Source organism: Stenotrophomonas sp. PAMC25021, from assembly GCF_004795795.1.
In the GTDB taxonomy this organism is placed as follows: Bacteria; Pseudomonadota; Gammaproteobacteria; order Xanthomonadales; family Xanthomonadaceae; genus Stenotrophomonas; species Stenotrophomonas muris.
Map to the genome: position 1 here is coordinate 1,434,677 of NZ_CP039255.1, position 23,346 is coordinate 1,458,022.

Genomic DNA, 23,346 nt, shown 5'->3' on the forward strand with positions numbered 1-23,346 from the left:
ATGGAAACCAAAGCCAACTACGTGCTGATCGGCGCGTTCACCCTGATCACCGGCCTGGCCCTGCTGGCCTTCGGCCTGTGGGCCGCCAAATACTCCTCCGACCGTACCTGGCAGGAGTACCGCGTGGTGTTCCGCGAAGCGGTGACCGGCCTGTCGGTGGGCAGCCCGGTGCAGTACAACGGCATCGCGGTGGGCTCGATCACCGAACTGAACCTGGTGCCGGACGACCCGCGCCAGGTAGTCGCGCGCATCCGCCTGAACTCCAACACGCCGGTCAAGACCGATACCCGCGCCAAGCTGGCGATCACCAGCCTGACCGGCCCGTCGATCATCCAGCTCAGTGGCGGCACGCCGCAGTCGCCGGCGCTGACCACGGTCAACAAGGACCCGGCACCGATCATCCCGACCACGCCCTCTGCGCTGCAGAACATCACCGACGTCGCCAACCGCATCGTCGAGCGCATGGACCAGATCCTCAGCGACCGCAACGTGGCCTCGATCAACGCGACGCTGGCCAACCTGGAGACGATCAGCGGCGGCCTGGCCGACCGTGACCAGGGCACGCAGGCGCTGCTGCTCAGCGCGCGCGATGCCGCCCGCAGCCTGGACACCACGCTGAAGACCACCAACGGCACCATCGAGCGCCTGGACAGGAACCTGGTGCAGCAGCTGCCCGGCATCATCGACAAGCTCGACGCGACCCTGGCCAAGCTCGACTCGGCCGCCGGCAACGCCGATTCGATCCTTGGCGAGAACCGCGCCGCGATCAACAGCTTCGCCAACGATGGCCTCGGCCAGCTGGGCCCGACGCTGACCGAACTGCGCGGCCTGATCCGCGACCTGCGCCGGGTCAGCGACCGCCTCGAGAACAACCCCGCGCGCTACCTGCTGGGCCGCGACGCACCGAAGGAGTTCGAACCCAAATGAGCCCGACCACCCTTCCGCGCCTGCTGCTGGCCGCTTCGATGGTCACCCTGCTGGGGGGCTGCTCCATCCTCGGCAGCAGCGAGAAAACCGCGGTGACGCTGTACTCGCCGTCCGTGCAGGTCAAGGCGGACCCGGCGTGGCCGCAGGCCAGCTGGCAGCTGGTACTGGCCAAGCCCAGCGCCGCGCGCATGGTCGACAGCCCGCGCATCAATGTGCGGCCGACACCGTCGCAGCTTGAGATCTACAAGGGCGCCAGCTGGGCGCAGCCGGCCACCGACATGATCGAGGACACCCTGCTCCGTGGCTTCGAGGATTCCGGCCGCATCCGCGGCGTGGCCCGCAGCACCGCCGGCATCCGCGCCGACTACAAGCTGTCCACCGATGTGCGCCGCTTCGAATCGGATTACCAGGGCCAGGCCACGCCCACCGTGGTGATCGAGGTCAACGCCAAGCTGATCCATGTCGCCGACCAGCGTGTGGTCGCTGACCGCACCTTCCGCCAGGCGCAGCCGGTCGGCAGCACCGACGTACCGGCGGTGACCGCCGCGTTCGAGCGTGGCCTGCAGCAGCTGGCGCAGGACGTGGTGGGCTGGACGCTGCAGAGCGGGCAGGCCGACCAGCCGACCGTTGCGCGCTGATCGCAGCATTCGCCGGGCATGTGGTTACGGGGTCAGGTCCCTTTCCGGCCGGAAAGGGACCTGACCCCTTCTTCGTCAACGCGGCGAAATCCAACGGAAGGTCAGGTTGATCCGCTCGCCGTGCACCCGCGCCATCTTCGGCAGCGCGTGCTGGTAGAAGCGCTGGGTCTGTCCGGCCATCAGCAGCAGGTCGCCGTGGCCCAGCACGAATTCAGCCTTGCGTGCCGGGTCGTCGCGGCGTCGCAGCAGGAATCGGCGCGCCGCGCCCAGGCTCAGCGAAGCGATCACCGGGGCCGGACCCAGCTCCGGCTCGTCATCGCTGTGCCAGCCCATGTAGTCACCGCCACCGCGGTAGCGGTTCAGCAGCACGCTGTTGAAGCGGCCGTGGCCTTCGGCTTCCAGGCGCCCGCGCATGGCCTGCAACACCGGCGGCCAGGGGCGCGGCACGAACTCGGCACCGGAATAGCGATAGCGGGCCTGCGGGTCGCCGATCCAGCAGCTCAGCCGCGGCGAGTCCACCCAGTTGCCGAACATGCGGATGCGATGGGTTTCCCAGGGCACTTCGGCCTGCAGCGAATACAGGAGCTGGTCGGCCTCGGCCGCAGCCAGCCATCCCGGCAGGTGCAGGACATCGGCATCGGGCAGGTCGTGGGGGAACAGCATGGTCACACGCTAGCACGCCGCCGTTTGCCGTCATGGCCGCCAGCACCGAAAATGGCGCCATGACCGTTGCCCAGATGCTGATTCCGTCCTACCGCCCGCTGTCGCGAGGCCTCGCCCGATGAGCCTGCGCCAGTCGCTGTTCCCGTTGCTGCGCGCCGTGTTCCGGGCCTTGCCGTTGCCGCAGGCGCAGCGCGACCGGTTGCGCACCCGGCTGTTGGCACGGCATGGCGACTGGGTGCCGCCGCCCCCCAAGGGGCAGCAGGATGAGGGGGGCGCGCGCGCCAATGCCCAGCTGCGCTGGCGTGCCGATGAACCGGCGATCGGCCACGTGCCATGGCGTGAGGGAGCATTGCCGTCACCCATGCCGGCGACGCTGGTCGCTTTCTACCTGCCGCAGTTCCATACCTTCCCGGAGAACGACGCCTGGTGGGGCAAGGGCTTTACCGAGTGGCGCAACGTCACCCGCGCCCTGCCGCAGTTCGAAGGTCACATCCAACCCCGCCTGCCGGCCGACCTCGGCTTTTATGACCTGCGCAACCCGCAGGTGATGCGTGACCAGGCACGCTTGGCTGCGGAGTACGGCATCGGCGCATTCTGCTTCTACTACTATTGGTTCAGCGGCCGCACCCTGATGGAGGACCCGCTGCGTCAATGGCTGGCCGATGACAGCATCGACCTGCCGTTCTGCCTGTGCTGGGCCAACGAGAACTGGGCACGACGCTGGGACGGCCGCGACGACGACATCCTGATCGGCCAGCAGCACAGCGCAGAGGACGATCTGGCCTTCATCGCACATGTCGCGCCCTACCTGCGCGACCGCCGTGCATTGAAGGTCGAGGGTCGGCCGATGCTGCTGGTCTATCGCCCGAACCTGCTGCCCGACGCCCGGGCGACTGCCGAGCGCTGGCGCCGCTGGTGCCGCGACAACGGCGTGGGCGAGATCCACCTGGCCTACGTCCAAGGCTTCGAGCGACCGGATCCGCGCGATATCGGCTTTGATGCCGCCGTCGAATTCCCGCCGAACATGAGTAACCCGCGCTCGTTGTCGGCACAGCAGTGGCTGCTCAATCCTGCCTTCAATGGCGATGTACGCGACTGGCGCGAACTGGCTGCAGAAATCGCAGCGCGGCCGCTTCCGGATTATCCGCTCTATCCCGGCGTGAACCCGGGCTGGGACAACGAGGCGCGTCGTTCCGGCCGCGGCCGCGTGTACCTGCACGCCTCACCCCGTGGCTACCGCGACTGGTTGCGCACCACGATCCATGAACGCCTGGCCCTGGCGCCTGCGCGCCAACGCATGGTCTTCATCAATGCCTGGAACGAATGGGCCGAAGGCGCGGTGCTGGAACCGGATGCCCGGCTTGGGCATGCCTGGCTTGACGCGACGCGCCAAGCGCTGTCCCCGGCTTCGCCCGCCGGCCCCCTGCGGGCCTGCCTGCTGATTCTCATTGATGATCCCGGGCTGATCGCTACAGCTTGCGAGGCCGCCAGCGGCCTGGGCGTGAGCTACCGTGTTTTCATTCCAATGGCGCAGCGCCCTCATGACGCTGCGGTCGATATCATCGGCCATGCGGGCAATGCCCTGTCCAGCATCGTGCAGGTCCTGGAGGCTTTTGGTCCGGATCCATCGTTGCTGGCCTGCTGGCTGGACCTCCGCGGAAGCAGCGAGACAAGACCTCAGCTACCAGGAACGGCCGATCTCGACGCTGTGCTTCAACAGTTCGATGAGCAACCTGCGCTGGGCATGTTCGCGGCATCCACTCCGGAGGCCATCGCCGTTTCACGCCGTCATCTCCGCTGGGCGGCGCGGATGGGGATGGCCGACGCCCCTACGCCGCAGACAGCAGGCACGATGTGGCTGCGGGCGTCGGCGTTGCGGTCACTGCTGGATGCGCACTGCTATCCCAGTGAGCTGGACAACGACAATGCACTTGATCCGGTCATGCAGTTGCTGCCGGACCTTGTTGCCAACGCCGGCTACGTCGTCGGAGGCGCACAACGCCAACCCTGAGGCTGGCGCTGCGCGGCAACATCATTGTCCTCAACGCCGGAACGCGACGCCGGTCTTTTCCTTCAGCTCTTCATCGCTGACACCCGGCGCGGCCTCCACCAGCAACAGGCCCTTGTCAGTCACGTCGAACACCGCCAGATCGGTGATGATGCGGTCGACCACGCCCACGCCGGTCAACGGCAGCGTGCATTCGGCCAGGATCTTGTGCTCGCCGTTCTTGGCAGTGTGCTCCATCAGCACCACAACGCGCTGCACGCCGGCGACCAGGTCCATTGCCCCGCCCATGCCCTTGACCATCTTGCCGGGCACCATCCAGTTGGCCAGGTCACCCTTGTCGGTGACCTGCATGGCGCCAAGGATGGCCAGGTTCACATGGCCACCGCGAATCATCGCGAAGCTGTCGTGGCTGCCGAAGTAGCTGGCGCCGGCACGCGCCGTAACCGTCTGCTTGCCGGCATTGATCAGGTCCGCGTCGACTTCAGCGTCGGTCGGGAACGGGCCGATGCCGAGCAGGCCGTTCTCCGACTGCAGCCACACATCCACGCCTTCGGGAATGTGATTGGCAACCAGCGTCGGCAGGCCGATGCCCAGGTTCACGTAGGCGCCATCGATCAGCTCCTGGGCGGCGCGTGCCGCCATCTCGTCACGGGTCCACGCCATGTCAGTTGCCCTCCGCGCGGATGGTGCGCTGTTCGATTCGCTTCTCAGGATGCGCGTTGTGCACGATGCGGTGCACATAGATGCCTGGCAGGTGCACCTGGTCCGGGTCGATGGCACCGACCGGCACCACCTCCTCCACTTCCACGATGCAGACCTTGCCGGCCATCGCACAGGCCGGGTTGAAGTTGCGTGCGGTCTTGCGGAACACCAGGTTGCCGGCCTCGTCGGCCTTCCAGGCCTTGACCAGTGCCACATCGGCGCGCAGCGCCGTCTCCATCACGTAGTGCTTGCCGTCGAACTCGCGGGTTTCCTTGCCCTCGGCAACCACCGTGCCATAGCCGGTGGCAGTGAAGAACGCCGGAATACCCGCACCACCGGCACGCAGGCGCTCGGCCAGTGTGCCCTGCGGGTTGAACTCCAGCTCCAGCTCACCAGCCAGAAACTGCCGTTCGAATTCCTTGTTCTCGCCCACGTAGGACGAAATCATTTTCTTGATCTGCCGGGTTTCCAGCAGCTGGCCCAGTCCGAAGCCATCGACGCCGGCATTGTTGGAGATCACGGTCAGGCCCTTGACGCCACTGTCGCGCAGCGCAGCGATCAGCGCCTCGGGAATGCCACACAGGCCAAAGCCGCCCACGGCCAGGGTCTGTCCATCGGCGACCACCCCCTGCAGGGCCTCCGTCGCACTGGCGAAGCGCTTGCCGCGCTTTCCGCCGGAAGTCGATTGCTGCATTGCTCTACTGCCCTGCACGTTGAGGATGACCGCATTCTAGCCGGAGGCAACGAAAGAGCTGGATGCGCCGCAGCATTGCCGAGGCATCGCCAAGGGCTGCGTTGCATGGGGGTTTCTCCTGCCGGTGGTGGGCGCGGCGCCCGGCTCGCCCGCACTGATGGCCCGGACCTGCAACGAAGAGGGCCTGCTTCGCGGGACGGACGCGTGGCCGCTGGAAAAGGGTGAACGCTGCCTGTCAGATGTCGCGGCACGCAGCCATGCGGCGACAGGCGCGTCGCCAGGGTGAAATGCTCGGCCAGAAATTCCTGGCGGGGGGAAGCAACCGCGCCACAAGCCTGCGTCATCCCTGCAACTGTCCGCGTCCGGCCATCGCCCGCCGGTCCTGCTCCGCCACGTCAAGTACGCCAGCAACGGCGTGATCGCGTTTGGCTGCCAGTGGCAGGAACTCCTGGGGCTGCTGCTGGCTCCCGGCCACTTGACGCAGGCTGGCCTGGCCGTGATCGCCCAGCCAGCGGCCGTTTACCCGCTTGCCAAGCGGTACGGGCGCCCCCGCGTACCCGATACCCTCAGCCAATCACCGGGAGTTGCGGAATGGAAACGATTCCCATACAGGACAAAGGCTACAATCAGTGGCTAAGCTCACATTGGATCTGACCGATGCCCCTGCCCGCCTTCAAGGCCTATGACATCCGCGGCCGCGTGCCGGAAGAACTGAACGAAGACCTGGCACGCCGGATCGGCACGGCCCTGAATGCACAGCTCGCTCCGGGCCCGGTGGTGCTGGGCCACGACGTCCGCCTGACCAGCCCCGCGCTGCAGGACGCGCTGGCGGCCGGCCTGCGCGGTGCCGGCCGCGAAGTCATCGACATCGGCCTGTGTGGCACCGAGGAGGTCTATTTCCAGACCGATCACCTGGGGGCTGCCGGCGGGGTGATGGTCACTGCCAGCCACAATCCAATGGATTACAACGGCATGAAGCTGGTCAAGGAGAACGCCCGGCCGATCAGCTCCGATACCGGCCTGTTCGCGATCTCCGATGCGGTCGCCGCCGATTCATCCGCGGCACAGCCGCCTTGCGCCGGCCAGATCGCCCAGCATGACAAGAGCGCCTACATCCAGCACCTGCTGAGCTACGTTGACACCAGCAAGCTCAAGCCACTGCAGATCGTTGTCAACGCCGGCAACGGCGGCGCCGGTGCCATCGTCGACCTGCTGGCACCGCACCTGCCGTTCGAGTTCATCCGCATCTGCCACGAACCGGACGGCAGCTTCCCCAACGGCATTCCCAATCCACTGTTGCCGGAAAACCGCGCCGCCACCGCCGACGCCGTGCGCGAACATGGCGCGGACTTCGGCATTGCGTGGGATGGCGATTTCGACCGCTGTTTCTTCTTCGACCACAACGGCCGCTTCATCGAGGGCTACTACCTGGTCGGCCTGCTGGCCAAGGCAATCCTCGCCCACCATCCGGGTGGCAAGGTCGTGCATGACCCCCGCCTGGTCTGGAACACCGTGGAGATGGTCGAACAGGCCGGTGGCGTGCCAGTGCTGTGCAAGAGTGGCCACGCCTTCATCAAGGAAAAGATGCGCGCGGAGGATGCCGTGTACGGCGGCGAGATGAGCGCCCACCACTACTTCCGCGAGTTCGCGTATGCCGACTCGGGCATGATTCCGTGGCTGCTGATCGCCCAGCTGGTCTCCGAAAGCGGCCGCTCGCTGGCCGACTGGGTTGAAGACCGCATGGCCGCCTACCCTTGCAGCGGTGAGATCAACTTCAAGGTTGCCGATGCCAAGGCTGCGGTCACACGCGTGATGGAACACTTCGCCGCGCAGTCGCCCGCGCTGGACTACACCGATGGCGTCAGCGCCGATTTCGGCGACTGGCGCTTCAACCTGCGCAGCTCCAACACTGAACCGCTGCTGCGCCTGAATGTGGAATCGCGGGGAGACGCTGCATTGATGCAGGCGCGTACCGACGAGATTTCCTCCCTGCTGCAGAAATAATCAAAGGAAGGCCATGAGCACTATCCAGCCTGTCATCCTGTCCGGTGGCTCCGGTACCCGTCTGTGGCCGCTTTCGCGCGAAGCCTATCCCAAGCAGTTCCTTCCGCTGGCCAGCGAACAGACGATGCTGCAGGCCACCTGGCAGCGGGTGGCGCCGATTGCCGCGCGCGGCCCGTTGGTGATTGCCAACGAGGAACACCGCTTTGTTGCCGCCGAGCAGCTGCAGCAGGTTGGCGCCGAGCCAGCCGCGATCATCCTTGAGCCGGTCGGCCGCAACACGGCACCGGCGATCGCGGTGGCCGCGCTGGAAGCCACCCGCGACGGCGGCGACGCGCTGCTGCTGGTGCTGCCCTCCGATCATGTGATCAACAACGAGACTGCATTCCGCAGCGCCGTCCAGGCTGCCGCCGCTGCCGCCGAAGCCGGAAAGCTGGTGACCTTCGGCATCGTGCCGACCGGCCCGGAAACCGGCTACGGCTATATCAAGGCCGCCGATGGCCAGGGCCTGCGCGCGGTCGAGCGCTTCGTCGAGAAGCCCGACCTGGGTACCGCCACCCGCTACGTCAGCAGCGGCCAGTACTACTGGAACAGCGGCATGTTCCTGTTCAAGGCCTCGCGCTACCTGCAGGAGCTGGAACGCTTCCAGCCCGCCATGCTCGCCGGCAGCCGCCAGGCCTGGCAGCAGGCGCGTCGCGATGCCGATTTCACCCGCCTGGACAAGGAGGCCTTCACTGCCGTTCCGTCCGATTCGATCGACTATGCGGTGATGGAGAAGACCGCCGATGCCGTGGTGATTCCACTGGATGCCGGCTGGAACGATGTCGGCTCGTGGACCGCGCTGCGCGATGTCTCGCAGCAGGACGGCGATGGCAACGCCCACCAGGGCGACGTGATTGCCATCGACTGCCGCAACACCTATGCCTACGCACAGCGCCTGGTGGCGCTGGTCGGGCTGGATGACGTGGTAGTGGTGGAAACCGACGACGCGGTGCTGGTCGGCAAGGCCGATCGCATGCAGGAGGTCAAGACCGTAGTGGCGCAGCTGAAGGCCGAAGGCCGCAGCGAGGCCACCTGGCACCGCAAGGTCTATCGCCCGTGGGGTGCCTACGATTCGATCGACAACGGCGAGCGTTTCCAGGTCAAGCGGATCACGGTCAAGCCCGGCGGCACGCTGAGCCTGCAGATGCATCACCATCGCGCCGAACACTGGATCGTGGTCAGCGGCACCGCTGAAGTGACCCGTGGTGACGAGGTGATCCTGCTCAGCGAGAACCAGAGCACCTATATTCCGCTGGGCGTGACCCACCGCCTGCGCAACCCGGGCAAGCTGCCGCTGGAACTGATCGAAGTGCAGTCCGGCAGCTACCTGGGCGAGGATGACATCGTGCGGTTCGAGGATACCTACGGGCGCAGCTGAGGTTTGCCCGGGGTCGGATCCCGTTGCTGCGCAACGGGCTCTGACCCGTTCCTGATCGGCCCGGCAGCGCTGCGTCGCCGGGCTTGGCCCGGCGCTACGGCCGTCAGGCCAGCTCCGCCATCACCCGCTTCAGGCCATCCTGCCAGCTCGGCAGCACGACGCCGAAATCCTGCTGCAGCTTGCGGTTGTCCAGCACCGACCAGGCCGGGCGCCTGGCCGGGGTCGGATACTCGGAACTGGGAATCGCCTCGACCGTCGGCACCTTGGCCAACACGCCGCTGGCCAACGCCTCGGCAAATATGGCCTCGGCAAAGCCATGCCAGCTGGTCCGGCCGCTGGCGGTCAGGTGCCAGATACCCGACAGCTGGCCCGGATGCTGCAGTGCCTGCGCGGTGACATCGGCGATCAGCGCCGCCGGCGTCGGCGTACCGATCTGGTCAGCCACCACACGCAATACGTCACGCTCTGCACCCACACGCAACATCGTGCGCAGGAAGTTGGCGCCGTGCGATGCATACACCCACGCCGTGCGGAAAATCAGATGGCGGCCACCGGCCGCACGCACCGCGTCCTCGCCATCGCGCTTGCTGGTGCCATACATGCCCAGCGGTGCTGTCGGCTGGTCCTCGCGGTAGGGCGCGCTGCCCTGGCCGTCGAACACGTAGTCGGTGGAGTAATGCACGAACGGCACGCCATGCGCCGCACACCAGCGCGCGATCACGCCCGGCGCCTGCGCATTGGCAGCGAAGGCCGCATCGACCTCCTGCTCCGCACGATCAACTGCGGTATAGGCGGCCGCATTGACCACCAGCGACGGCTGCACGCGGTCCAGCAATGCCGGCAGGCTGTCGGGCTGGCCGAAATCGGCCGTTTCACAGGTACTTCCGTCGGGCAGTTGGCCGCTGCGCGTGGTTGCAATCACCTTCCCCAGCGGCGCCAGCGCGCGCAGCAACTCCTGGCCCACCTGCCCGTTGCCACCGAACACCAGCACGGTCATGGCACGTAGACCGGCAGGCGATCTTCAGCAATGTCCTTCAGGAACGGTGCGTTCTCGTCCTTGGCTGACAGGGTCGGTGCGCTGACCGGCCAGTCCACGGCAATGCCGGCGTCATTCCAGCGCACGCCGGCATCGAAGTCCTTGAGGTAGACCTCGGTGCACAGGTAGCTGAACACCGCACGCTCGGACAGCACGGCGAAACCGTGCGCGAAGCCCTCTGGAATCCAGAACTGCTTCTTGTTCTCCGCGCTCAGCACCACCGCTTCCCACTGGCCGAAGGTCGGCGAACCGCGGCGGATATCCACGGCCACGTCGTAGACCTCGCCTTCCAGCACGCTGACCAGCTTGCCCTGCGGCCGCGGCCATTGGTAATGCAGGCCGCGCAGCACGCCCTGCGCAGAGGTCGACACGTTGCTCTGCACGAAACGGTCCGGCAGGCCCAGCGCGGCGAAGCGCTCGGCGTTCCAGGTTTCGAAGAAATAACCGCGGGCATCGCCGAACACCGCCGGCTCGATCACCACGCAGCCGGGCAACCGGGTTTCAATCACTTTCATGGAACGACTCCACGCACGGCGAGCTTATGCAGGTATTCACCGTAGCTGTTCTTGATCAACGGCGCGGCCAGCGCTTCCAATTGTCCAGCGTTGATCCAGCCCTTGCCGAACGCGATTTCCTCGGGACAGCAGACCTGCAGGCCCTGACGGGTCTGGATCGTCTCGATGAAGTTGGATGCTTCCAGCAGCGACTGGTGGGTACCGGTATCCAGCCACGCATAGCCACGGCCGAGCGCCTCCAGGTGCAGGTCGCCTTCGGCCAGGTAACGCTTGTTGAGATCGGTGATCTCCAGTTCGCCACGCGGTGACGGCTTCAATTCGGCCGCGTAATCGCAGGCCTTGCCGTCATAGAAGTACAGGCCGGTCACCGCATAGTTGGAGCGCGGCTTTTCCGGCTTCTCCACCAGATCGATCACCTTGCCGCCCTGGTCGAACTCGGCCACGCCATACCGTTCCGGGTCATTGACCCAATACCCGAACACGGTCGAGCCGTGCACGCGCTCGTCAGCACGCTTGAGCACCTCGCGCAGGCCGTGGCCGTGGAAGATGTTGTCGCCAAGCACCAGGCAGCTCGGCTTGCCAGCCACGAAGTCGCGGCCGATCAGGTAGGCCTGGGCCAGGCCATCCGGACTCGGCTGCACCGCGTACTGGATGTCCATTCCCCACTGCGAACCGTCGCCCAGCAACTGCTGGAACAGCGCCTGCTCGTGCGGGGTGTTGATGATCAGCACTTCGCGGATGCCCGCCAGCATCAGTACGCTGAGCGGGTAGTAGATCATCGGCTTGTCGTACACCGGCAGCAGCTGCTTGCTGACACCCTTGGTGATTGGATATAGGCGGGTGCCGGAGCCACCGGCGAGGATGATGCCCTTGCGCTGGGTCATGGTGTCTCCTGGGTTCAGTCCGTGGTGCCGATGCGCTGCAGGCGGTAGCTGCCGTCGAGCACGCCGTTGACCCAGTCCTGGTTGTCCAGGTACCAGTCGACGGTGAAGGTGATGCCCTGCTCGAAGGTGTAGGCCGGTTCCCAGCCCAGCTCGTTCTTCAGCTTGGAAGCATCGATCGCATAGCGGCGGTCATGGCCAGGACGGTCGGTGACATAGGTGATCTGGCTGCTGCGCGGCTTGCCGTCCTCGCGCGGACGGCGCTGGTCCAGCAGTGCGCAGATCGCCTGCACCACTTCGATGTTCTGCCTTTCCGAGTTGCCGCCGACGTTGTAGGTCTCGCCGACCTGGCCCTTGGCCAGCACGGTGCGGATCGCTTCGCAGTGGTCGGACACGAACAGCCAGTCGCGCACCTGCTTGCCATCGCCGTACACCGGCAGCGGTTCGCCAGCCAGCGCCTTGGCGATCACCAGCGGGATCAGCTTCTCGGGGAAGTGATACGGGCCGTAGTTGTTGGAGCAGTTGGTGGTCAGCACCGGCAGCCCGTAGGTGTGGTGGAACGCACGCACCAGGTGGTCCGAAGCGGCCTTCGACGCCGAGTACGGCGAATTCGGGGCGTACGGGGTGGTTTCGCTGAACCTGCCGGTCTCGCCCAGGGTGCCATACACCTCATCGGTGGACACATGCAGGAAGCGGAAGGCCGCCCCTTGTTCGGCCGGCAGCGCCTTCCAGTAGTCGCGTACCGCTTCAAGCAAACCCAGGGTGCCCACCACATTGGTCTGGATGAAGGCGCCTGGGCCGTCGATGGAACGGTCCACGTGGCTTTCGGCGGCGAAGTTCAGCACTGCATCGGGCTGGTGCTCGGTCAGCAGGCGGGCGACCAGCGCGCTGTCGCCGATATCGCCCTGCACGAACACATGCTGCGGGTTGCCGTCCAGGCTGGCCAGGGTCTTCAGGTTGCCGGCGTAAGTCAGTGCATCGAGGTTGATGACCTTGACGCCGCGTGCGACGGCCTCGAGAACGAAGTTACCGCCAATGAATCCGGCACCGCCGGTGACGAGCCATGTGGGCACTACCTGTTCTCCTGATTGGTACGGGTTGGGACGTGTCTGCAGCGAAGGGTTCGGAGGACCACGGGATATCAAGCGTTGATCCGGCTGGGCAAGCGTAGCCTGCCCGCGGCGGCAATGATGAACAGCGCCCCTGGGACCAGTGGCAGGAGGTAGCGTCCCTGCCCCTCGAACAGCAGGATCGACACCATTCCCAGGCCAAGTGTGGCCACGGCAAGCCAATGAACGGGCTGCCAGCGGCGCAGGTGGAGGCAGATGCGCAGCAGCGCAACCATCGTCCAGGCCGTCAACGCAATGTTGAGTGCCAGCGTCAACCTACCCAGCCACACCGGAGCACCGCCTCTCTCCAGGAACGGCCAATGCAGGAGGCTGCCGACATCGAACGATCCGCGCACGCGCAGCAGCGCCAACTCCAGGAAGCGGCCGGGGTGTTCGGAAATCCAACGGCGGCCAATTGCTGAGCCAATCACGTCGGCCGCAGGCGTCCAGTGGCGGAGCTTCCAGTCCTCGCTTTCTCCGCTGAAGAACCCTTGGGGAAATCCAGCATCGGCGAACCGGGCCTTGTCGTCAGCCTGGAGGGGGACATCCTTCAAGGGCATCCACCCGCCATGCGCATTGGCATCGTTGTTGTTGACCATCAGCACATACCCGCTGTTTGCACTGACGGGCACAAACTGGCCGAAAAGAACTGCGTTGCGCAGGGTCCACGGCCCCAGTACCAGCAGAAAACCCAGCACCACCATGCTGATCCGCCGCCAGGTGGCGATGCGCATCCCATCACGCAGGAGCAACGCCAGTGCCACGGCTCCCGGCAACGGCAGCATCTGTGGCCGGTTCAACGCGGTAAGTGCCAGCACGGCTCCCAGCAGCAGCCATCGGCCCGGAAAACGCACGACCGCCACAAGCATGCCGAACACGGCAAGGAACAGTGACAGCGATTCGGTACCCAGTACATTGCTGTAGGCGACCAGCGCCGGATGGAATGCCAGCACTGCCAGAGAGGCAACCTGCCAGGCCGGGCGCAGCTGGAGGCGCACCCCCAGACCGACCCACGAAACCAGCGTGCCGGCCCAGAGCAGGACATTGAGAATCTTGCCCGCGCCCACGTTCACGCCGGTGAGCATGAACCAGGCGCCGAGCACTCCGGGGTACAACGGAGGCTGGGACACATAGGGAATGCCTGAAATCCGGAAGCCGCCACCGCTGGCAACGCTGCTGGCAACCTCCAGATAGCGGCCGAAATCGGCAACGGGCTGCAAGGGGATCCATTGCACGAACAGCAGGCGCATGGCCACACCAGCAACGGCAATCGCCAGCAGCAGGCGGTATGGAGGGGGCGAGGTCAATGAAGGCATGTGGCGGGGCAGCGGAACCGGCCGCTAGAGTAGCCATTCAGGCGACGTGGATACAGGACGCCGTTTCACCATACGCATTCGCATGGTCGACAAAGGCCAGTTAGAATCGGGGTCCCACCCCCGAACCGGTTGCTGTGCGAGGACCGGACGTTCTCTCCGTTATTGAAGGACCCCGTACCAGATGAAAATCCTCGTCGCGTACAAGCGCGTGGTGGACTACAACGTCCGCATTCAGGTCAAGCCGGACGGTTCCGGCGTGGTCACCGACGGCGTCAAGCTGTCCCCCAACCCCTTCGATGAAATCGCCCTGGAAGAGGCCCTGCGCCTGCGCGACAAGGGCATCGCCAGCGAAGTCGTGGTCGCCACCATCGCCCCGGCCGATGCCCAGGCGCACCTGCGCAACGGCCTGGCCATGGGCGCCAACCGCGCCGTCCATGTGGTCACCGACCAGGCCATCCAGCCGCTGACCGCCGCGCGCACCCTGCTCAAGCTGATCGAGAAGGAACAGCCGGACCTGGTGATCCTGGGCAAGCAGGCGATCGACGACGACGCCAACCAGACCGGCCAGATGCTGGCCACGCTGTGGGGGCGCCCGCAGGCGACCTTCGCCAGCAAGCTGGACATTGCCGACGGCAAGGCCACGGTGACCCGCGAAGTCGACGCCGGCCTGGAAACGCTGGAAGTCGATCTGCCGGCCGTGGTCACCACCGACCTGCGCCTGAACGAGCCGCGCTTCATCAAGCTGCCGGACATCATGAAGGCCAAGGCCAAGCCGCTGGAGACCCTGCAGCTGGCCGACCTCGGCGTTGAAGCCGCCGACACCTTCAAGACCACCCAGTACGCCGCGCCGTCCAAGCGCAGCAAGGGTGTGATGGTCAAGGACGCGGCCGAACTGGTTGCCGCACTCAAGCAGAAGGGGTTGCTGTAATGAGCAGGATTCTCGTCATCGCCGAGCACCACGACGGCAAGCTCAACGCCGCCACCGCCAAGACCGTCAGCGCTGCTGCCGCCATCAGCGGCGCCAGCATCGACGTGCTGGTGCTGGCCGCCGATCCGGCTGCCGTGGCTGCCGAGGCCGCGAAGATCGCTGGCGTCGCCAAGGTCCTGACCGTGGCCAACGCTGCCAACGCGCAGGCCATCGCCCAGGTGCTGGCACCGCAGATCGCGCAGCTGGCCAAGGGTTACACCCACGTGTTCGGCCCGTCGACCACCTTCGGCAAGGACCTGATGCCGTGCGTGGCCGCCCTGCTGGGCGTCAACCAGGTTTCCGACCTGATGAGCGTTGAAGGCAGCCACACCTTCAAGCGCCCGATCTACGCCGGCAACGCGATCATCACCGTGGAAGCCCCGGCCGACCAGATCGTGGTCGCCACCGTGCGTGCCGCCTCGTGGCCGGAAGCCGCCCAGGGCGGCAGCGCGACCATCGAGGCGGCCAGCGTCGATGCTGCCCTGCCGACCCACACCCGCTTCGTCGGCCTCGCCGCTGGTGCCAGCGACCGCCCGGACCTGCAGAGCGCCAAGCGCGTGGTCTCCGGTGGCCGTGGTGTCGGTTCGGAAGAGAACTTCAAGGTCATCTTCCAGCTGGCCGACAAGCTCGGTGCCGCCGTCGGTGCCTCGCGCGCTGCGGTTGATGCCGGCTACGTGCCCAGCGACCTGCAGGTCGGCCAGACCGGCAAGATCATCGCCCCGGAACTTTACGTGGCCGTCGGCATCAGTGGCGCCATCCAGCACCTGACCGGTATCAAGGATGCCGGCACGATCGTCGCGATCAACAAGGATCCGGATTCGCCGATCTTCGAGATTGCCGATATCGGCCTGGTGGGCGATCTGTTTGCAATCCTGCCGGAGCTGGAAAAGGCGCTGTAGTCGAAACCTGCGTAGCAACTCGCAGGGTGGGCAGACATTGCCCACCCTGCCACTCGTCAAAACATGTCGGCATATTGCAACACGCCTTTTGCGCTGTCTTGATTCTGTAGCATTTCCCCTCCCATCGCTCCAACCGGAGGGAGAGAATGCAGATGGCGATGAAATGCCTGTTTTTTGCGGCATGGATCGGAATGCTCGCGTTGCTTGCGCGACATTGCACACATGGACAGCGATGGAAGCTGCTGGTCACTGCGCTCTGCGGAGCACTGCTGGCGATCTGGCTTTTCATTGATGCACTCAGTGGCAACGGCATCGATTACGCCGTGATCTATCATCTGCGCGCAGGCATGCGCGGCGCAGGCGCCGCTGATTTCAGCTTGCCCATCGGCCTGCTTTCGGCAGCACTGGTGGCATGCCTGGCCCTCGCTTTCATGCCCCGCCTGCATTCGGCACGGAGGTGGGCACCCGCCGGTCCCCTGTTCGCGGCTTCTCTGCTGGCGACGCTGGTTTTCAATCCGATCGTCTACGACGTCGCGACACTGGTACGCCAGGATCGGCAGGCACGTCTTGCACCGGCACAAGGGGACCAGTACGTACGTCCCGACGCCCCGCTCGGGAATCACCGCAACGTGGTGATTCTCTACGCCGAAAGCTTCGAGCGCACCTATCTCGATGAGTCGCGATTCCCTGGCCTTGCGCCAGAGTTGAACAAGCTGCGCAGCGAGGCCGTGGATTTCCGGCACGTGGACTCGCGCGAAGGCGGCACGTGGACGATCGCCGGCATGGTCAGTTCCCTGTGCGGCGTCCCCCTTTCCCTCAGCCAGGACGCCAATGGCTATGCAAGCATCGGCCGCTTCCTGCCTGGCGCGTACTGCCTGACCGATCACCTGCGCGAGCGCGGATACGACGTCGAGTTCATCGGAGGCGCCGCTTCTGATTTCGCTGGAAAGGGACAGTTCCTCGCCAGCCACGGCTTCGGCACGGTACGCGATCGCTCCTATTTCAAGAGCCTGAAGCTGGGCGACAACCGTTTCTCGCCATGGGGCGTCCACGATGATGTCCTGTTGGATGCGCTCTGGGACCGCTTCGCTGCGCTCTCGCAGCAGACCACGCCTTTCGCCCTCGTCGGCCTGACTCTGGATACACATCATCCAAGCGGACACATCCCCCATGCCTGCCTCGATGTCGCCTATGAGGGGCTTGGCCAGCGCAGGCCGATGCTCGACGCAATCCATTGCTCGGACCGACTGGTTGCTGATTTCGTACGCCGCATCCGCGCCAGTCCCTACGCTCGCAATACAATCATTGTTGTTGCATCGGACCATCTGGCCCTGCCCAACGACATTGCCGACCTGCTGCGAGATGCTGATCGCAGCAACCTTCTTCTCATGTTCGGCAGCGACCTGCGCGCGAGGCAGGTTGATCGACCCGCGACCACCCTCGATACGGGCGCCTCACTGCTTGATGCCCTGCAAGGGGGAGTGGCACTCGGCTTTGGCCGCTCACAGCTTTCCGTGAAGGGCGCAGGTACTTCATTGAGTGTCCGACCCGGTCGGGAACCAGATGCCAGCGAGGACCACCTGCCAGGTTTCATGGCCTATTCCAGCACGCTATGGGAGCTGGGCCGGATCGACGATCACCTGCAGTTGGTGGATGGCGTCATCCAGTTGGGTAAGCAGACGCTGACTCCGCCCTTGGCCATCGCTGCCGATGACCGCGGCCGAATTGCCCAGCTTGGCACGAACGGCATCCGCTCTGGCCACCTTCTGGCCGGCGGTGATTCCCAGCAGGTCCTCTACATTGATCGTTGCTTTGCGTTCGACGAACGGCAGCCCGCCGATGAGTGGTGCCTGTGGGGGAGCGCTGACGGAACGGCTCGCGTGGTGTCACAACAATCGCTCAAGGCCGGCGCGTTGGTGCCGGAACTGCTGCAGGCTGCACGCGAAGCGCCCCCGGCATCCCAGCTGCGCAACGATTTCATCATCCGCACCCACTTCGATGCGAGCCATACGATCGTCGGTGAAGCGATGGATGGAAAGCTGTTCTCGCAGGGTGCGGAAGGGACCTTGGTCTATGGCGCCTACCAGGATCTGTGCGCAGGCAACTACACCCTCAGCCTGCAGGGCGTGGCCCACCCCGCCAACGGTGCCTGGGCCGACGTCGTTGCCAGTTACGGGGCACAGACCTACGACCGCCATGCGCTGCTGGACACGGCCGATGGACGTGACGGGACGATGCTGGAAGCCAGGTATGTATTCCCTGAAGACCTGCCCCTGGCTGAAGTCCGTGTCGGCGTATCGCCAGACGCTGCGGTGCGACTGGATGGCTATACCCTGCTGCCTGCCTACGAGGCACTGCCTGTGGGATCGTCGGTGGATTTCAGCGCCGATGCCAGCAATCGTTTCATTTCCTGTGGCTGGCACGGTCCCTCTCCCCAAGGGCGCAGCGTTCGTGGCGCGGCCGCCTCGCTACGACTGCGCCTGCCATCCGAGCCCGCCCGGCTGGAGGCAGTCCTTTCACTGTCGGCGCAGTCACCTCGCGAGCTCACGGTGCTGGCCAACGACGCCCCGCTCGGCTTGCTTCAGATCGAAGCAGGGACGCGTGAATACCCCATCGACCTGGCAGGCCTGTCCAGCGCCGCCGGCGGGCAGCTCACCTTGACGCTGGTGCCTGGACAAACGACCTGCGCTACGGAGGACTGCGAGCTGATTACCCTGCACCGTCTGCACTTGGCCCCGGCTGCGACGGCTCAACCGGCTGCTCCAGCCTGTCCCGGGATGCGCTGCCTTCACGCCCCCGCGCTGGTACCTGAATCTGTCGCAATGTAACTCCCCCTCGTATACTCCCCGCACTATTGGATGAGGGGAACTGCGGCATATGTCGCATCACAATGATGTACCGGCTGGATCCGGTGAGTTGACGCCGGGAGCAGCCCTGTGCGTCGATCTGGACGGGACGCTGCTGCGTAGCGACCTGCTGTACGAATCACTGCTGGCCCTGCTGGCGCGCAACCCGCTGTTTGCTTTGCTGGTACCGTTCTGGCTGCTGCGCGGCAAGGCCTATGTTAAGCGCCAGCTCGCTTCCCGGGTGGCCTTGCAGGTTGAAACCCTGCCATACGATGAGCGTGTCGTGGCCATGCTGCGCGCGACACCGCAGCGTCCGCGTGTCCTGTGCACCGCCTCGGACCGGCTGTTGGTCCAGCCGATCGCCGATCATCTCGGCGTTTTTGACGAGGTCATCGCCAGCGATGGGGCCCGCAATCTGGCCGGGCACGCCAAGGCTGAAGCCCTTGTCGAGCGCTATGGGGAACGGGGGTTCGACTATCTTGGCAACCATCGCGTTGACCTGCCGGTCTGGAAGCACGCCGCAGGTGCTGTCGTCGTCAACGCCACCGGATCGCTGGCAAACCAGGCCCGCGCGCAAACCCGGTTGATCGACCACCTGCCTGGACAGCCCGGAGGGCTCCGCACCTGGATCAAGGCCCTGCGGCTGTACCAGTGGCTGAAGAACCTTCTGGTACTGGTTCCACTGCTTACCGCGCACCGCCTGTTCGAACCAGAAGCCGTAGTAAACGCGGCGCTCGCCTTCCTTGCCTTCGGCCTGTGCGCATCCGGCGTTTACCTGCTGAACGACCTGCTGGATCTGGCGCCAGACCGGCAGCATCCACGGAAGCGGAAGCGACCATTCGCGGCCGGGACCTTGCCCCTGTTTCATGGCCTGGTCGCCACCCCCTTGTTGACACTGGCCGGTTTCGCACTGGCGCTGTGGACAAGTCCTGCGTTTGCACTGGTCCTGCTGATCTACTTCATCACGACCCTGGCCTATTCGTTCACGCTCAAGCGCATCGTGATGATCGATGTCGTGGTGTTGGCGGCGCTTTACACCGTGCGGATCATCGGCGGCGCTTTTGCAATCGATTCGCCACGGTCATTCTGGCTGCTCGCGTTCTCGATGTTCATTTTCCTCAGCCTTGCCCTTCTCAAGCGCTATACCGAACTAACCGCGGCTGCAACGCAGGGAAAGCAGAAAGCCTCCGGTCGCGGATACTCCGTGGCCGATCTGCCGCTGGTGCAGTCATTCGGGACAGCTGCGGGCTATATCGGCGTTCTGGTCTTCGCCCTCTACATCAACAGCCCTGACAGCCTCAGACTGTACGCCACGCCCCAAGTGCTCTGGCTGCTCTGTCCTGTGCTGCTGTACTGGATCAGCCGTGCCTGGTTTGTCGCCCACCGGGGCGACATGCATGATGACCCCATCGTGTTCGCAGCGCGCGACCGCGTCAGCCAGGGCGTCGGCCTCGCCGGGCTGATCATCGTAATGGCGGCGACACGCCACTGGTAATGCCTCCTCATCATTCCAAAGTTGATCGCATGTATCTCAAATTCATCCCACTCATTCTGTTCTCCGTAGCCCTCAATGCGAGTGCGCAGCTTTTCCTTCGCAAAGGCATGCCGAATGTTTCGCTGGTGACCAACCAGGGCGTGCTTGAGCTCGCACAGGGCGCCATCCGCGTTGTCCTCAATCCGTGGGTCTTCAGCGGACTGTCGTGCTATGCGATCAGCATCGTGCTTTGGATGTACGTCCTCTCCAAGGTCCAGGTGAGTTTCGCTTATCCCTTCCTGAGCGTGGGATACGTGATTGTCGTTGGTGCTGCATATCTGTTCTTCCGTGAACCGGTCAGCGTAATGAAGCTGGCTGGAATCGCGCTGATCTGTGCTGGCGTCGTTCTCGTCGCGCGTGGGGGCTGAGCCGTGACCAAGCATATTGTCATTGGTGGCTCAGGTTTCACCGGATCGCATCTCGTCCGGACCCTCCTTGCACAGGGCCAGCAGGTTCAGACCGTTGACCTGCTGCCTCTGCCTGCAGAATTCTCCGGCAGGGTCGTCCATCACCAGCTGGATATTCTGGATACTGCGGCGCTGTCGCGCGTGCCATTGGATGAAGGTGATGTCGTCCACCATCTTGCGGCAAGGCAATTCCATAACGCCGTGCCGGCAAAAGAGCAGGACGCCTGGTTCGCCGAGGTCAACGTTACCGGTACAGCCAATGTACTGAAGTGGATGCGTAAACTGCGCCAGCCACGCTTGATCTATACCAGCACGGACATGGTGTACGGGCTGCCGGAATCGCTGCCTGTACCTCCAACGCACCGACGCAACCCGCTGGGTCCGTATGGACGCAGCAAGGCGGCGTCGGAACAGCTGTGCGAACAAGCACGAACCGAGGGCTACCTGATTACCGTCCTGCGTCCACGCATGATTGTGGGCCCCGGACGCTTTGGCATCCTGATCAAGCTGTTCCGGCTGATGGACCTTGGCCTTCCCGTGCCAACCATCGGCAGCGGTCGGAACCGCTACCAGATGATCGCCGTGGAGGATGTCGTCAGCGCAATTCTTGCTGCGGTCGAGAAGGGATTCCCCGCCGTCGCACTGAGCTTGGGATCGGGCGATGCACCACCAGTTCGCCAGTTGCTGCGCAATACGATCAAGCGCATCGGCTCGCGCTCGATTGTAGTGCCGGTACCCGCCAAGCCGTTGAAGATGACCCTGTCGCTTCTGGAAAAGCTGGGCAAACCGCTGCTGCATCGGGAGCAGTATCAGATCGCCGACATCAACTACGTGGTCGACATTGCACCTACGCAGGAAGTTCTGGATTGGCATCCCACACGCAATGACGAGGACATGCTCGTTGCAGCGTACGCACATTACCGGAAGCAGATCTGAATGATCTGCATGGAGGGACCTGGATGGGGTCGCCTCCGTATCACTGGCCTCGCCGGAGAAAAGTCCGGCGAGGCGGGATAGAGATCAGCGCGGCAAACCACCACGATGCTGCCACAGCAAGGAAATGGCGATGACCTCCTTGCACGGGAGCCGCTGCGATCTACGTCGGGCCGGACGCACTGGCGGCGCCTGATCAGTCATCGCTATAGACGATGACCGCGCCACCCTTTGCATCCTGGAAGAGCCTCAGTCGCCCTTCACCCAGCCCGGTTTCATTCACGGCGTCACCTTCCACCGCCATCGCGCACACTTCTGCCTCGTGCGTCCGGCAATCAACAAAACTCCTGGCCCCGGTAGCCACCACCACCGAATTCATCAAGTATTCGTTGTTGAAAGTGGCAGCTGGCTCTTTGCCACCCGGCATGCGGCCGGAAACCGCCAGTACTGAATACCGGTCTGCCGGCAATGGCAATAGCGTGTGGATCTTCTCAAACAGGAAGGAGGTCGTTTCCACCTGGGTCTGGAGGAACGTACGGGCCTGTGCCTGGAATCCAATACCGCCCGCCAGCAGGAGGAGGAATACGACCGCCCGTGAGATACGATTCCCGCCTCCAAGAAGGCCGAAAAACAGCGCCAGTCCAAGTACCAGCGCGATCAGGCTGCGCGTGGTAATTACTGGTGCCAACGGAATAGAGAATGCGTGGAACGCCGCAGCGACCATTGCGAGCGTCAACAGGATCTGGACTGAACCCTTCCGGCGAACGGCGAATGGAACGAGCAGCAGCACGGTTGCCAACAGCAACCAACCATCCAGGTTCGAGGCCTTGCCAATGGAAGCTACACACTTCCCGAATGATCCAATGACGTAGCTTATGTTCTGCCATAAAGAGGGAAGATCCTTGGCCGGATGTGGCGATCGCCAGTCATCCACCTGCGGACCGAAATGCCCTGCCAGCAGCAGCAGCATCATCGACATGACCAAAGCGCCGAGTACCGCCCCTCCCACCCAGCTGAGCGTGTGTTGCAACCACAACCTCCATCGATCCCGAGCACTCCGCTGTTCGGACGCGAATTCGCCGATGAACAGGAGCGGGACCAGGAAGTAGTAGCTCTGCATCGTCCCGAACAGAAGGATCCCGAGCGCCGCATAGACCGCAACCGGTGCTATCGCCACTCGCCGCGTGACCACCTCGGCCAGGATCAGGACTGCAACTGCCGAGAACGCAGTGGCCGGCCACATGCTTTGTTCCACGACTGGCGGAGAGATCGAAACGACGGCCGAAATGATCAGTGCCAGTGCAACCGACAGGCCTGCGCGGCGCGCAATGCGATAGACCAGCAAAAGATGTGCGGCGATATACGCGGCGAACCAAGCCGACGCGTCAATACTGACAAGCACATCCTTGAAGATGTAGTTCAGCCACCGGCCATCCTGCAACAGCTTCAGCTGGAAATAGTGGTTATAGTGAACTTCATCGTGACCGAACACATGCAGATTCGATAGTTGGCTATAAGCGGATGCCACGAGCAGCATGGACAGAAGCGCAGCCACCATCTTGAATCCGCCATGGCTCGGGGCATCAGTGCACATCGAGTGCAGCTGCGACCGCGCCCGCCCAGCCAAGTTACTCCAATCCATATCTTCCCCTAACTCCAGATTCGCCCAACTGAATTTGACCGGCCTAGCATCATCCAGGCCGAGGTACCGATGGCCGTGAACGGGCCCAATCGGCTCTTTGACTGCCCTGAAGACGTCGTATCCCGTGCGGAATGCTACTCGACTGGATGATGGCCAAGCCAATCCTTTGTGAGCCAACGGCATGGTTGGGCAGGCCCGCGCGGCTACC

Annotated in this window: 20 protein-coding genes; 11 read left to right on the forward strand and 9 right to left on the reverse strand. The window is 64.4% G+C overall.

Annotated features, from left to right (window positions below; translation table 11 throughout):
• Together E5790_RS06860 and E5790_RS06865 are read left to right on the forward strand one after the other, a co-directional pair.
• Window positions 1-927 (forward strand): MlaD family protein, encoded by a 927-nt coding sequence (locus E5790_RS06860; RefSeq protein WP_014645865.1) that lies wholly within the window; start codon window positions 1-3, stop codon window positions 925-927.
• The gene (locus tag E5790_RS06865) at window positions 924-1,565 is read left to right on the forward strand and encodes an ABC-type transport auxiliary lipoprotein family protein (RefSeq protein ID WP_014645864.1); all 642 of its coding nucleotides are present in this window, start codon (window positions 924-926) and stop codon (window positions 1,563-1,565) included. The genes E5790_RS06860 and E5790_RS06865 overlap by 4 nt, the downstream gene beginning before the upstream one ends.
• Before the next feature lie 75 nt (window positions 1,566-1,640).
• On the opposite strand, the gene E5790_RS06870 is transcribed toward E5790_RS06865, so the two are convergent.
• Complete coding sequence (locus E5790_RS06870) at window positions 1,641-2,228, reverse strand: alpha-ketoglutarate-dependent dioxygenase AlkB (RefSeq protein ID WP_014645863.1); 588 nt, start codon at window positions 2,226-2,228, stop codon at window positions 1,641-1,643.
• A gap of 118 nt (window positions 2,229-2,346) precedes the next feature.
• Here E5790_RS06870 and E5790_RS06875 point away from each other — a divergent pair, with 118 nt between their 5' ends.
• On the forward strand, window positions 2,347-4,239 hold the full coding sequence (locus E5790_RS06875; protein WP_111205540.1) for a glycoside hydrolase family 99-like domain-containing protein: 1,893 nt from the start codon (window positions 2,347-2,349) through the stop codon (window positions 4,237-4,239).
• A 30-nt stretch (window positions 4,240-4,269) separates the two neighbouring features.
• Here E5790_RS06875 and E5790_RS06880 read toward each other — a convergent pair whose 3' ends face one another.
• Window positions 4,270-4,899, reverse strand: coding sequence for a CoA transferase subunit B (locus tag E5790_RS06880; RefSeq protein ID WP_111205541.1), 630 nt, complete (start codon window positions 4,897-4,899; stop codon window positions 4,270-4,272).
• Between the two features lies 1 nt (window position 4,900).
• Entirely contained in the window at window positions 4,901-5,632 is a 732-nt protein-coding gene (locus E5790_RS06885; RefSeq protein ID WP_053494809.1) for a CoA transferase subunit A, read from the reverse strand.
• Window positions 5,633-6,289: 657 nt separating this feature from the next.
• On the opposite strand from E5790_RS06885, the gene E5790_RS06890 reads away from it, so the two are divergent.
• Together E5790_RS06890 and E5790_RS06895 are read left to right on the forward strand one after the other, a co-directional pair.
• Window positions 6,290-7,636: a phosphomannomutase/phosphoglucomutase gene (locus E5790_RS06890; protein ID WP_053494807.1), complete on the forward strand. Its 1,347-nt coding sequence runs from the start codon at window positions 6,290-6,292 to the stop codon at window positions 7,634-7,636.
• A gap of 13 nt (window positions 7,637-7,649) precedes the next feature.
• The gene (locus tag E5790_RS06895; RefSeq protein WP_053494806.1) at window positions 7,650-9,053 is read left to right on the forward strand and encodes a mannose-1-phosphate guanylyltransferase/mannose-6-phosphate isomerase; all 1,404 of its coding nucleotides are present in this window, start codon (window positions 7,650-7,652) and stop codon (window positions 9,051-9,053) included.
• Window positions 9,054-9,156: 103 nt separating this feature from the next.
• Here E5790_RS06895 and rfbD read toward each other — a convergent pair whose 3' ends face one another.
• From rfbD to E5790_RS06920, 5 genes are all read right to left on the reverse strand, one after another.
• The gene (rfbD, locus tag E5790_RS06900) at window positions 9,157-10,050 is read right to left on the reverse strand and encodes a dTDP-4-dehydrorhamnose reductase (RefSeq protein WP_111205542.1); all 894 of its coding nucleotides are present in this window, start codon (window positions 10,048-10,050) and stop codon (window positions 9,157-9,159) included.
• Complete coding sequence (gene rfbC / locus E5790_RS06905; RefSeq protein ID WP_053494804.1) at window positions 10,047-10,604, reverse strand: dTDP-4-dehydrorhamnose 3,5-epimerase; 558 nt, start codon at window positions 10,602-10,604, stop codon at window positions 10,047-10,049. Before rfbC ends, rfbD begins: the two co-directional genes overlap by 4 nt.
• Window positions 10,601-11,488, reverse strand: coding sequence for a glucose-1-phosphate thymidylyltransferase RfbA (rfbA, locus tag E5790_RS06910; protein ID WP_053494803.1), 888 nt, complete (start codon window positions 11,486-11,488; stop codon window positions 10,601-10,603). Before rfbA ends, rfbC begins: the two co-directional genes overlap by 4 nt.
• A gap of 14 nt (window positions 11,489-11,502) precedes the next feature.
• Entirely contained in the window at window positions 11,503-12,558 is a 1,056-nt protein-coding gene (rfbB, locus tag E5790_RS06915) for a dTDP-glucose 4,6-dehydratase (protein ID WP_111205543.1), read from the reverse strand.
• A gap of 68 nt (window positions 12,559-12,626) precedes the next feature.
• On the reverse strand, window positions 12,627-13,844 hold the full coding sequence (locus E5790_RS06920; RefSeq protein ID WP_111205544.1) for a hypothetical protein: 1,218 nt from the start codon (window positions 13,842-13,844) through the stop codon (window positions 12,627-12,629).
• A 247-nt stretch (window positions 13,845-14,091) separates the two neighbouring features.
• Here E5790_RS06920 and E5790_RS06925 point away from each other — a divergent pair, with 247 nt between their 5' ends.
• The 6 genes from E5790_RS06925 (at window position 14,092) to E5790_RS06950 (ending at window position 21,499) form a co-directional block, all read left to right on the forward strand.
• On the forward strand, window positions 14,092-14,838 hold the full coding sequence (locus tag E5790_RS06925; protein WP_014035896.1) for an electron transfer flavoprotein subunit beta/FixA family protein: 747 nt from the start codon (window positions 14,092-14,094) through the stop codon (window positions 14,836-14,838).
• Window positions 14,838-15,776, forward strand: a complete 939-nt coding sequence (locus E5790_RS06930) for an electron transfer flavoprotein subunit alpha/FixB family protein (RefSeq protein WP_014645853.1) — start codon at window positions 14,838-14,840, stop codon at window positions 15,774-15,776. The genes E5790_RS06925 and E5790_RS06930 overlap by 1 nt, the downstream gene beginning before the upstream one ends.
• Before the next feature lie 146 nt (window positions 15,777-15,922).
• Window positions 15,923-18,604 carry a sulfatase-like hydrolase/transferase gene (locus E5790_RS06935; protein WP_111205546.1) on the forward strand — a complete coding sequence of 894 codons (2,682 nt, stop codon included), beginning with the start codon at window positions 15,923-15,925 and terminating at the stop codon, window positions 18,602-18,604.
• Window positions 18,605-18,710: 106 nt separating this feature from the next.
• The gene (locus E5790_RS06940; RefSeq protein ID WP_053494813.1) at window positions 18,711-20,117 is read left to right on the forward strand and encodes a UbiA family prenyltransferase; all 1,407 of its coding nucleotides are present in this window, start codon (window positions 18,711-18,713) and stop codon (window positions 20,115-20,117) included.
• A 29-nt stretch (window positions 20,118-20,146) separates the two neighbouring features.
• Window positions 20,147-20,524, forward strand: a complete 378-nt coding sequence (locus tag E5790_RS06945; protein WP_053494798.1) for an SMR family transporter — start codon at window positions 20,147-20,149, stop codon at window positions 20,522-20,524.
• Between the two features lie 3 nt (window positions 20,525-20,527).
• A complete protein-coding gene (locus tag E5790_RS06950) occupies window positions 20,528-21,499 on the forward strand; it encodes an NAD(P)-dependent oxidoreductase (protein WP_069118022.1) in 972 nt (323 codons plus the stop codon).
• Window positions 21,500-21,692: 193 nt separating this feature from the next.
• On the opposite strand, the gene E5790_RS06955 is transcribed toward E5790_RS06950, so the two are convergent.
• Entirely contained in the window at window positions 21,693-23,054 is a 1,362-nt protein-coding gene (locus E5790_RS06955) for a glucosyltransferase domain-containing protein (RefSeq protein WP_136191714.1), read from the reverse strand.
• Window positions 23,055-23,346: the final 292 nt, after the last annotated feature.

What these genes read in the sequence shown, in the direction of transcription:
- E5790_RS06860 (WP_014645865.1), top strand. Translation starts at nt 1, where the DNA reads ATGGAAACCAAAGCCAACTACGTGCTGATCGGCGCGTTCACCCTGATC.
- E5790_RS06865 (WP_014645864.1), top strand. Translation starts at nt 924, where the DNA reads ATGAGCCCGACCACCCTTCCGCGCCTGCTGCTGGCCGCTTCGATGGTC.
- E5790_RS06870 (WP_014645863.1), bottom strand. Translation starts at nt 2,228, where the DNA reads ATGCTGTTCCCCCACGACCTGCCCGATGCCGATGTCCTGCACCTGCCG.
- E5790_RS06875 (WP_111205540.1), top strand. Translation starts at nt 2,347, where the DNA reads ATGAGCCTGCGCCAGTCGCTGTTCCCGTTGCTGCGCGCCGTGTTCCGG.
- E5790_RS06880 (WP_111205541.1), bottom strand. Translation starts at nt 4,899, where the DNA reads ATGGCGTGGACCCGTGACGAGATGGCGGCACGCGCCGCCCAGGAGCTG.
- E5790_RS06885 (WP_053494809.1), bottom strand. Translation starts at nt 5,632, where the DNA reads ATGCAGCAATCGACTTCCGGCGGAAAGCGCGGCAAGCGCTTCGCCAGT.
- E5790_RS06890 (WP_053494807.1), top strand. Translation starts at nt 6,290, where the DNA reads ATGCCCCTGCCCGCCTTCAAGGCCTATGACATCCGCGGCCGCGTGCCG.
- E5790_RS06895 (WP_053494806.1), top strand. Translation starts at nt 7,650, where the DNA reads ATGAGCACTATCCAGCCTGTCATCCTGTCCGGTGGCTCCGGTACCCGT.
- rfbD (WP_111205542.1), bottom strand. Translation starts at nt 10,050, where the DNA reads ATGACCGTGCTGGTGTTCGGTGGCAACGGGCAGGTGGGCCAGGAGTTG.
- rfbC (WP_053494804.1), bottom strand. Translation starts at nt 10,604, where the DNA reads ATGAAAGTGATTGAAACCCGGTTGCCCGGCTGCGTGGTGATCGAGCCG.
- rfbA (WP_053494803.1), bottom strand. Translation starts at nt 11,488, where the DNA reads ATGACCCAGCGCAAGGGCATCATCCTCGCCGGTGGCTCCGGCACCCGC.
- E5790_RS06920 (WP_111205544.1), bottom strand. Translation starts at nt 13,844, where the DNA reads ATGCGCCTGCTGTTCGTGCAATGGATCCCCTTGCAGCCCGTTGCCGAT.
- E5790_RS06925 (WP_014035896.1), top strand. Translation starts at nt 14,092, where the DNA reads ATGAAAATCCTCGTCGCGTACAAGCGCGTGGTGGACTACAACGTCCGC.
- E5790_RS06930 (WP_014645853.1), top strand. Translation starts at nt 14,838, where the DNA reads ATGAGCAGGATTCTCGTCATCGCCGAGCACCACGACGGCAAGCTCAAC.
- E5790_RS06935 (WP_111205546.1), top strand. Translation starts at nt 15,923, where the DNA reads ATGCAGATGGCGATGAAATGCCTGTTTTTTGCGGCATGGATCGGAATG.
- E5790_RS06945 (WP_053494798.1), top strand. Translation starts at nt 20,147, where the DNA reads ATGTATCTCAAATTCATCCCACTCATTCTGTTCTCCGTAGCCCTCAAT.
- E5790_RS06955 (WP_136191714.1), bottom strand. Translation starts at nt 23,054, where the DNA reads ATGGTGGCTGCGCTTCTGTCCATGCTGCTCGTGGCATCCGCTTATAGC.